Source organism: Ruminococcus sp. 5_1_39BFAA, assembly GCF_964240875.1.
Taxonomy (GTDB): domain Bacteria; phylum Bacillota; class Clostridia; order Lachnospirales; family Lachnospiraceae; genus Blautia_A.
Window position 1 is genome coordinate 1 of the sequence record NZ_CAXSVO010000052.1, and the last position, 10582, is coordinate 10582.

At 43.3% G+C, this 10582-nt stretch carries 9 protein-coding genes and 1 pseudogene; all 10 read left to right on the forward strand.

The genetic code is table 11. The features are described from left to right. Positions 1-145 precede the first annotated feature (145 nt). Positions 146-568, forward strand: a pseudogene (locus ACESZH_RS22980) (response regulator transcription factor); the annotation flags it as partial. A 49-nt stretch (positions 569-617) separates the two neighbouring features. Beyond that, complete coding sequence (locus ACESZH_RS22985; protein WP_373219980.1) at positions 618-1682, forward strand: sensor histidine kinase; 1065 nt, start codon at positions 618-620, stop codon at positions 1680-1682. Positions 1683-1791: 109 nt separating this feature from the next. Further along, positions 1792-3834 carry a hypothetical protein gene (locus ACESZH_RS22990; RefSeq protein ID WP_373219389.1) on the forward strand — a complete coding sequence of 681 codons (2043 nt, stop codon included), beginning with the start codon at positions 1792-1794 and terminating at the stop codon, positions 3832-3834. A gap of 1 nt (position 3835) precedes the next feature. Beyond that, entirely contained in the window at positions 3836-4489 is a 654-nt protein-coding gene (locus ACESZH_RS22995) for an ABC transporter ATP-binding protein (protein ID WP_373219387.1), read from the forward strand. A 31-nt stretch (positions 4490-4520) separates the two neighbouring features. Next, on the forward strand, positions 4521-4934 hold the full coding sequence (locus ACESZH_RS23000) for a winged helix-turn-helix domain-containing protein (RefSeq protein WP_373219385.1): 414 nt from the start codon (positions 4521-4523) through the stop codon (positions 4932-4934). 222 nt (positions 4935-5156) lie between these two features. Next, positions 5157-5831: a response regulator transcription factor gene (locus ACESZH_RS23005; protein ID WP_373219383.1), complete on the forward strand. Its 675-nt coding sequence runs from the start codon at positions 5157-5159 to the stop codon at positions 5829-5831. Next, positions 5828-7015: a sensor histidine kinase KdpD gene (locus tag ACESZH_RS23010; protein ID WP_158371543.1), complete on the forward strand. Its 1188-nt coding sequence runs from the start codon at positions 5828-5830 to the stop codon at positions 7013-7015. Before ACESZH_RS23005 ends, ACESZH_RS23010 begins: the two co-directional genes overlap by 4 nt. A 145-nt stretch (positions 7016-7160) precedes the next feature. Further along, positions 7161-7841, forward strand: a complete 681-nt coding sequence (locus ACESZH_RS23015; protein WP_158371541.1) for an ABC transporter ATP-binding protein — start codon at positions 7161-7163, stop codon at positions 7839-7841. A 5-nt stretch (positions 7842-7846) separates the two neighbouring features. Then, the gene (locus tag ACESZH_RS23020; protein ID WP_373219380.1) at positions 7847-10048 is read left to right on the forward strand and encodes an ABC transporter permease; all 2202 of its coding nucleotides are present in this window, start codon (positions 7847-7849) and stop codon (positions 10046-10048) included. A 77-nt stretch (positions 10049-10125) separates the two neighbouring features. Beyond that, the gene (locus ACESZH_RS23025; RefSeq protein ID WP_262575822.1) at positions 10126-10485 is read left to right on the forward strand and encodes a winged helix-turn-helix domain-containing protein; all 360 of its coding nucleotides are present in this window, start codon (positions 10126-10128) and stop codon (positions 10483-10485) included. The last annotated feature ends 97 nt before the right edge of the window (positions 10486-10582 follow it).

Genomic DNA, 10582 nt, shown 5'->3' on the forward strand with positions numbered 1-10582 from the left:
CTGGGATGAAGAAGATTTTGACGATGAATAATACGTTGTTTGGACATGACGAGAGTTAATTTTACAGGAAGTTAAGATTTAATTATTCCATATATTAGAAATATTTTCCATAGAAATATTACTCAAAAATTAATGCAATTTTGTACTAGGAGCTGACGATTATATAACAAAACCTTTCAACCCTTTAGAGGTGGTGGCAAGAGTAAAAACACAGCTTAGACGCTATAAACAATACAATGTCAGTCCAGTAGACCTTGCTGCTGAACCAACAGAATATGATGATAAAGGATTGTATATTTGTCCCACCAGTCATAAATGTACCCTGAATGGAGAGGCACTTCCACTTACTCCATTTGAATTTAACATCCTCTGGTATCTCTGCAAGAATCATGGTAAAGTTGTATCTGCGGAGGAACTTTTTGAAACCATTTGGGGCGAAAAGTTTTTTGAAAGCAACAACAATACCGTAATGGCGCACATTGCCCGAATAAGGGAAAAAATGAGCGAACCGCCTCGGAAACCCAGGTACATTAAAACAGTTTGGGGGGTGGGTTATACCATTGAATAAGCAGACATCTCAAGAAACTGGAAGCAGAGTTTTTCATAAGCGGCTTGCCTTGAAAATAACCATCCAGTTTATCGTAGTCATTATTATCTTTGAAGTCGCGTATATTTTGCTCAATTTGCTGTTTCTGATGATAATGGGAGCCACAAACCTTGACCAGACAGAAGCGTTTCAGGCGTTCAAGCCGTTTATGATTCCTATTATGGTTGTGGTGTCGATTGTGGGATGCGGGTATATCTCTTATCGTTTTATGCTGCGGCCTTTAGAGCATTTGGACGAAGTTGCGGAGGCAGCACAAAAGCTGGCCCATCCTACCGATGCGCCGATTATGCTTTCCGGGAACCTGAAAAGTATGGAGGATGACTTAAACCGGGTACGGGAGCAGACACTGAATAATATAAAGAGCGTACAAGAGACTGAGCAGCGAAAAGATGATTTGCTGGTATATCTCGCCCACGACCTGAAAACACCTCTGACAAGTGTTCTCGGATATTTGAAGCTGATTGAGGACGAGCCGGAAATCACGCCGGAGCTGGTTCATAAGTATAGCGGAATTGCCAGAAAGAAAGCTCAACGGTTGGAAGAACTGATCAATGAATTTTTTGAAATCACCCGTTTTAGTACACACAAGTTATCTCTGGAGCCAGTACAAACCCATCTTAGCCGGATGCTTATGCAGATGACTTATGAATTTAACCCTATCCTTGCGGTAAAAGGGCTGGAATGGGATTTGCAGATTGCAGAAAATGTAGAAATGATGTGTGATTCAGACAAGTTGGAACGTGCTGTTGATAACCTGATTCGCAACGCTGTGAATTACAGCTATCCAAATACAAAGATTTTCTTTTCCCTGACGCGAACAAGCGATAGTATCAGAATTTGTGTCCAGAACAAGGGGCCAACGATACCACCTGAAAAGATGGAACGGATATTTGAACAGTTTTACCGACTTGATGCTGCCCGTTCCTCTGATACAGGCGGCGCTGGTTTAGGGCTGGCGATTGCAAAAGAAATTATAGAGCTGCATCATGGAACGATTGCGGCATACAGCGAGGATGAAAACATTCAGTTTATTATCCAGCTTCCCCTGGACAGTCAGAAAATCACAAGAATTTAGTCATAAAGAAATCATGTGCCACTCAGGATAACCGAAAACACTTTTTCCCCTGTCTTGATATACTTTTAGTATCAAGGCAGGGTATTTTTTATGTTGGGAGGTACACAAAATGAGAAAACTAATGACATTTTGTTTTATCATCCTCTTTAGCGTCCTATCAGCGTTGTCCTGTTTCAATTTTGCCTTTGATGCGCTTGATCGGATAGAGAGGGACAAAATCACCATAGTCATTGAAAAACCGGAAAGCATAACCAATGCGGATTTCCTTGCGGAAATTGATTGCGTATTGGAAACGGTCAATGCGGATATTATGCTTCGCCAGGTTGAAAATGTAGAGGGTAAAGCTCACTATCAATATTTCAAGACCGGCCACACCGCAGATTTTTTGAGCATCAGCACCAATGCAAATGAGCCGTTGAAAAGTGGCGAATGTATTTCTACTACGGAACCCGCCGGATATACCGTATATCGTTTGAACGCTTCGGCACTCATGCAGGATATTTCATTCTATCCGTGGACCGATGCCGGACACCATGATCTTTCCGCTACTACCTATTATGTGAAAATGGGCCAGCAGTCCGCTGTGGTGGATGCAATCAGGCAGCTTGGATATGGTGTCACAGTAAATCCGACAACCTATATTTCAGGCCAGTTTTCCATTTTTCTATTCGGCTTCGTTCCGTCTTTTATGCTGGTGGCAAGTATGGCCTTTTATGTTCTTTCCGGTGGCAAAAAGAACGTGCTGAAGAAAATGGAGGGTTACACAACCCGCGATGTCCTGGCTGATGATGCCAAGGACATATTCCCGGTATTCGCAATCAGCTTCTTAATCATTGAGATTATGACCCTGATCGTGGCAGGGGCGTTGTATCAAACTGCGCTGCCGCAATATATGCTGTTCTCTTTGCCGAACATAGCCATTTTGATCGCTGTGGTACTGATTGGATTTGTCCTCTCGGCATTGCTTATTTGCAGGCAGAACAGCGCAGAACATATCAAAGGGCGCGTTCCAAGGCGGGGAATATATTTTACCACCACTCTCGCAAAAGGGGTATTCGTTGCATTTATTATCTTTTTCCTATCCATCGCCGTCCGTAATGCCGCAATCTCGTATCATACGATGCAGGCATCACGATTTATCGCGGATAAGGTTGAGGGATATGTTACTGTTCCTGTCAATATAAGCAATGCTTCTACCCAAAACCTGGCTGAAAACTACAAATCATTTTATTCTGCTACGGTGGAGCAATACAACGGTATTTTGGTGGATTCCAGTAACTATGAATACAATCTGATTAGTGGCCGCACGCCTGCGGAAGAATTTGGTCAGACATCCATCACTGTCAATCGCAACTACCTGGATTTTAACCCGATCTATGATATGAATGGGATGCAGATCACTGACGAACAACTTTCTGCTTCTGGTTTTAATGTACTGCTTCCGGCGTCAAGAGAACGAGAAAAAGAAAATTGGAGCGAGTTTGTCCAAGCGGCTTATGGAATGGAAGCGAACTTTATTTCTTACGACGAAGCAGCCAGCAAAATCTATTCTTATAATGCAAACACGGGAACCGGTGATTATGGCGCTTTAGATGAACCGGTCATTCTGGTGATTGATGAAGAACAGTTAGAGGGTATTTTTGTTCTAAGCTACTGTTCCAAAGGAGCCTACTTCCTGAAGGCTCCTGGACAAAACGCTTATACGGAGTTGCTGCCGATCCTACAAGAAGCTGGAATAGCGTCGGTTACGCTGGAGACGCCTTCGGTTGCTTCTACCTTTTCGGAAACAGTCAATCACCAGCAGCAAATGCTGATGTTATATGGCACACAATCGGCGGTATTGCTGATCGGCTTGATTTGCCTGATTGTCTTTAGCTCCAAGCTGTACTGCGAGAACTACAAGAGCAAAATCGCCTGCTGTCTGATAGAGGGATATTCTATGCTGCGCTGTATCCGAAAACACTTGATCGTTACGGTCATTTATTATGCCGGTGTTGTTGTGGTACTTCGGTTCATCAGCATGAGCATGAAAGTATCCTTAAACTATCTGCTCCTGCTGGCGGCATTTGCTGGTGAAGTGGCAATCACCCTGATCGTCAGCCGGGAATATACCAAAAACAACCTTTATCAGATCGTGAAAGGAGCTGAATAATATGGCAGACATCATTTTGTCCAATATCTGTAAAAAGTTTGGGGATAAAACCCTATTTGAGAATTTTTCTTTGAAGATTGAGCGCGGCGAATTTCTTGCCATCATGGGCGAAAGCGGCGCTGGAAAAACAACTTTGCTGAATATGATGGGATTGCTGGACAGCCCGGATAGCGGAACAGTTGTATTGTGTGGTCAGAAAAATCCGGCTTTTTCATCTCGCGCTGCGGTCAGTCTGCGCCGCCGTCATATCTCATACCTGTTTCAGAACTATGGTCTGATTGATACGGAAACCGTAGAAAACAATATGCGGATTGCAACACACTTTAAGGCCATCAGCAAAAAGAAAGAGCGGCGTCTGATCGCGGATGCACTTAATCAAGTGGGGCTGCAAGGTTATGAAAAGCGAAAAGTTTACACATTAAGCGGCGGTGAACAGCAACGCGTGGCGCTGGCAAAGGTAATTGCCAAATCCCCGCAGATCATCTTTGCTGATGAGCCAACCGGGAGCCTTGATGAACGCAACCGGGACTATGTGCTGGAAATCTTGAAGGAGCTTAACTATCAGGGAAAAACCATTGTTGTTGTTACTCACGATCCCCATGTGAATGAATGTGCAAGTCGGCATATTTTATTGAAAAGAAATGACAAAGTGTAAAGCATAGAAAATAGGAGATTTCAATTGAAAGGTGAACGATATAGTAAATGTTTTAATGGTTGAAGCAGAGAAACCTCTGCTTCAGGAAGTAGTGGCGTTGCTTTCTGATAATATACAGTGCCATGTTACAGAGGTGTCTTTGTCTGGAAAAAAGGGAAACATCCTCACCTTCCCCAATCTGGAAATTCGCATCAACGAACAGGCTGTCTACCACAATGGCATTCCCGTTCCCCTCACCCACCATGAGTTCTTTACCTTACTTTATCTAGCCCAACATCCATCTTGGGTTCTTAGCAAAGAGCAGATCTACGAAGCAGTCTGGAAAGCGGACCCGGAGCATTGCGGGGCGGCGGTGGCGAATGTGGTGTATTCCCTTAGACGAAGGATCGGGGACGCGTACATAGAAACAGTGGTTGGGAGTGGGTATAAGTTTCAGATTGTGTGATTGTGAGCCGATAGCAGGCATTTGGAAACAGATGCGACTATCGGCTCTAGTGTTGTGTTAATGATTAGAGAGTTGAGATAACCAGCTTTTAGAGGTAAAATAAAAGAACCAGAATGTTTGCTTGAGATAAATCAAGTCGAATGGAAGAAAAGCTATTAAGGGGGAAATACCCTTCGGGTATACCAGTGTGCGTTGAAAATACACGCAATAAGGAGAAAATCAATGACCACCATATATTATGTTGAGGATGATCGGGATATTGCGGAGAATGTAAAAACATATCTGCAAATCCGGCAGATGGAAGTACATTTATTTTATAGTATCGCTGATGCGAAACAAGCATTGCTGAGAAAATGTCCAGACCTCCTTTTGTTGGATCGGAATATGCCGGATGGAAATGGGGATGAATTGTGTAAATGGATTCGCCGCTTATGGGGAAATCAGCTTCCGATTCTTTATTTAACGGTTCGGGGGGAAACAGCAGATATTGTTCAGGGATTTCAGAATGGAGCGGATGATTATGTGGTAAAACCGTTTGAGTTGGAAGTGTTGCATTCCCGTATTCTGGCATTGCTGCGCCGGAGTGGGCAAACAAAGGAAACCCGGCTTTTCTGCGATCATCTTTCGCTTGACACAGATAAAATGTCTGTTTTTTGGGAACAGGAAGAAATTCTGTTGAGTCAGCCGGAATATCAGTTGCTCCTTCTGCTGATGAAGAACAAAGGGAAAACGGTAACCAGAAGACAGCTATTGGAACAGGTGTGGGACAGTAACGGAAATTATGTGAATGACAATACATTGACCGTGACAATGAAGCGCCTGCGGGAGAAATTACACAATCCAACCTGCCTGAAAACCATACGCAGTTTTGGGTATCGACTGGAGGAGAGCATATGACAGAGATAAGGAAACAAAGACTAACGGTTTTGATTCCGGTGCTGGTGTGCGTTGTCAGTATCATTGGTATAACAGTTTTCTGGCAGTATGAATACCGGCAGACTGCCTTTGAGCATGTGTCCCAATTTTGTGAGATTATCATAGAAAACCATCCGGAAGGAGAGGAGCAGGTGCTTTCTGCGTTGAAACAATATCATACGCTGGCAGAGCAGGAAGTGAAAGGAAATCAGTTCCTGAAGCAGTATGGATATCGAAATAATGAATTCTGCGAAGGTGTTCCGTGGAACTTTTTCATTCCTTCTGTAATTTTAATATTTCTGGTGATCTGTGGATTTCTGCTTACTGTATGGCGTATGAATAAACGTAATCGAATGAGAATAGAGGAACTGACGAGTTATTTGGAGCAGGTCAATGTTGGTGCTGCCGGAACAGTCATACAGGTGAAAGAAGATGAATTTTCCCATCTCCAGGATGAAATATATAAGACAGTTACATCTCTGTATCAGACAAGGGAGGCAGCGGTGCAGGCAAAAGTGAATTTTGCAGATAATCTGGCAAATATAGCCCATCAATTAAAGACACCGATTACTTCCGCCTTTCTTTCTTTGCAGCTTATGAAGAATACAACACCGAATATTTATGGAGAACAGATCGAGAGACAGTTGGATCGGTTGAACAGATTAGAAGAATCATTGTTGACGCTTTCTAAGATTGACGCTGGGACTTTACATATGGAATTTTCACAGGTGGACATCTATACTGCTTTGAACCTTGCAGCGGAGAACCTGAATGATCTACTGTTGAAAGAGAATGTTTCTGTGGATATTCCAGATCATGGGTGCATTGAAATCTATGGAGACATGGAGTGGATAATGGAAGCCCTTATGAATCTGATGAAAAATTGCATGGAGCATTCTAAGCATGGAGGAACGATACATTGTGATTATTCCAGCAATCCGCTTTATGCGGAGATCTTGATATGGGATGATGGAGAGGGTTTTCAGGCAGAAGATATACCACACCTTTTTGAGCGGTTTTATCGGGGGAAAGGTGCTGCCGGAAATGGAATAGGGATCGGATTGTCCCTGGCGCATTCTATTTTTGAGCTGCAAAACGGCAATATCACTGCCCGGAATCTGCCAGAAGGCGGAGCGTGTTTTGAAATAAGGGTGTACAGTCACTGAGATGTCACTTTCCTTTGTTATAATATGACTTGTAAGGAGGATGCTCTGCATACAGAAGTATGCTGTGCAAGTCAACGAGGAAAATGCAAAGCATTTTTTTTGAGTGGCAGTGAATGCCAGCCTATAACAAGAAGGAGAGGACGTCATGGAAATATTAAAATGCGAAGGGGTCCGAAAAGTATATGGTTCGGGCAATAATCAGGTTACGGCTTTAGACAGGATTGATTTGTCTGTGGAGAAAGGAGAGTTTGTTGCTATTGTAGGCGCATCTGGTTCAGGAAAATCTACGCTTTTGCATATTCTTGGAAGTGTGGATCAGCCGACAGAAGGAAAAGTTGTAGTGGAAGGAACAGATATTTCTACCATGAACCGGACACAGTCGGCTATTTTCCGGAGAAGGAAAGTGGGGCTGGTCTATCAGTTTTATAATCTGATTCCTACGCTTACCGTTCGGAAGAATATCCTCATGCCGCTTTCTCTGGACAAAAGGAAACCGAACCAGGAGTATTTCGAGCAGGTCATAAACACATTGGGCATTGCTGATAAGCTGGACTTTCTTCCAAACCAGCTATCCGGCGGACAACAGCAGCGGGCAGCCATAGCAAGGTCTTTGATCTACCGGCCAGCTCTTTTACTCGCTGATGAGCCGACTGGGAATCTGGATCAGAAAAACTCAAAGGAAATCATTGATATGCTGAAATTGTCTAACCGCAATTTGAACCAGACAATTCTGCTGATTACTCATGATGAAAAGATCGCGCTGGAAGCAGACCGTATTGTAACAATAGAGGACGGGCGCATTATCAGTGATCAGAAACGGGGGTAAGCAAAATGTGGAAAGATTACTCGGCAAGTTTTATTAAACAGAACCGCGCTTCCAGTATATCTATCATGGTTGCTGCATTCATCTCGGCGCTGTTTTTGTCTTTACTGTGCAGCCTTTTTTTCAATTTCTGGAACTATGATGTGGAACAGATTGTTTTAGAAGAAGGCGGCTGGCAGGGGCGTATCACAGGTAAGATTGATGAAGATGATCTGGCCATGATACAGAATTTTGCAAACGTGGAGAGCGCATCAGTCAATGAAGAACTATCGGAAGAACCGGAAATAGTGGTAGATGTGTATTTTCAAAATACCAGAACCATTTACCGGGATATGCCGCTCATCACAAAGAAACTCGGGTTAGATGCAAATGCGGCATCCTATCATGAACTGCTGCTATCCAGATATCTGATCCACGATCCGCAGGATGCAGAACCACCGCTTCTGATGGCATTTTATCTGATGATACTGATGATCATGTCTCTGGCATTGATTCTGATTATCCACAATTCTTTTGCGATGACCATGAATGCGAGGATTCATCAGTTTGGGATTTTTTCCAGTATTGGGGCTACACCGGGACAGATCCGCACCTGTCTGATGCAGGAGGCAGCAGCACTTTGTGCAGTGCCGATACTGGTTGGGAGCATCATTGGGATTGCTCTTAGCTTTGGAGTGATTCAAGCAATTAATTTATTGGCGGCAGATGTGGTCGGACGGCATGAAGCAGTTTTCAAGTACCATCCTCTGATATTTGTGATTACCATTCTGGTATCCGTACTGACTGTATTCATTTCTGCATGGCTGCCAGCGAAGAAGTTAAGCGGACTGACGCCGCTTGAGGCGATACGAAATACAGGTGAACTGCGGCTGAAAAAGAAAAAACATTCCCGTATCCTCTCCTTGCTGTTTGGAGTGGAAGGTGAACTGGCCGGTAATGCATTGAAAGCACAGAAGAAAGCATTTCGCACATCCACACTGTCTTTGACCCTTTCATTCCTGGGATTTACCGTTATGCTGTGCTTTTTTACTCTTTCTGGTATCAGCACAAACCATACCTATTTTGAAAGATATCAGGACGCGTGGGATGTGATGGTAACAGTGAAAGACACAGGAATAGAGAATATAGAGCAGGCGGAAGAAATCAACGAATTACAGGGAGTAAAGAGCAGCATTGTGTATCAGAAAGCTGAGGCAGTATGCTTCATTCCAGAAACGTATATCAGTGAGGAAGTGAATACACTGGGCGGTCTGGGAGCAGTGGCAGGCAGTTCCGTAACTGTGGGAGAGGGTTCCTATTTGGTAAAGGCTCCTATTGTGATTATGGATGATGCAGGTTTTAAAGCGTATTGTGAGCAGATTGGCATAACGTCAGAAGGTGCCGGAAGTGTTGTACTGAACCGTATCTGGGACAGTGTAAACAGCAATTTCCGATACAAAGAATATGTTCCCTTTATCAAAGAGGAGCAGAGTACAATCGTCTTACAGAACGCCGGGCAGGGAGAAAATTCAGTAGAACTTCCAGTGCTTGGGTTTACACAGGAAAGTCCGGTTTTAAGGGAAGAGTATGCGAACTATACGCTGGTGCAATTCATTCCCCTGTCTATGTGGAAAAAAATCGCCGGACAGATTGGGAATCCAGAGGCAGATACCTACATCCGGGTACTTGCCGAGGACGGAATAACGCTTACGGAATTAAATGCATTAGAGAAAGATATCGTACAGGTTATCGGCCGTGAATATACGGTAGAAAGTGAAAACCGTATCCAGGAAAAAGTATCAGACGAGAATATGCAGAAAGGCGCCATGCTGATTTTGGGAGCGTTCTGTGCTTTGCTTGCTGTCATTGGAATTGCAAATGTATTCTCTAATACATTGGGGTTTCTGCGTCAGAGAAAGAGGGAATTTGCACAGTATATGTCCGTTGGTATGACGCCAGAAAGTATGCGGAAAATGTTCTGCATTGAAGCATTGGTTATTGCCGGCCGTCCATTACTGATTACTTTGCCGCTCACAGTATTGTCTGTCGGTTTTATGATAACTGCAAGCTATCTGAATCCGATGGAATTTTTGGTGAAGGTTCCGATTGTACCGATTGTAATATTTATTCTGGCTATTTTCGGGTTTGTTGCTCTGGCTTATTATATTGGCGGAAAACGGATGATGAATTGCAGCATGGTAGACGCTTTAAGAAATGACAGTATAGGATAATATGCTTTGGACAGGAAATGATGGAGTGATGGCATGGGAAAATAATGGTTGTAACTTTTTCTGATTCAGAAGAGCATATGATACAAAAGATTATGGATGTTTTAAGGGATGAGCCAGCAGTGGAACATTCCTTAGAACCATCTTATGCTTCAAATGTTCTTACTTTTTCTGGTTTGGTAGTTCACATGAAGGAGCAGACTGTTTACAAAAATGGAGAGGAAGTATCACTGACGCATCATGAATTTTTTACATTGGCTTATCTGATTCAACATCCAGGATGGGTGTTTTCCAAAGAGCAAATTTATGAAGAAGTCTGGAAAGAGAACCCGGAGCATTGCGGGGCGGCTGTGGCAAATGTGATAAGCCAGATCAGAAGGAAATTAGGAGAAGGATACATTAAGACGGTGATTGGCAGCGGATACAAGTTTGAACAGTAGAATGGAAAATTGAGAAATATGTAAGCGCAAAATAATTCGACGGATTGTGTTGCCCTAAAAATCATTCCATAATAATCATTAGAAAATGCAAGCATTT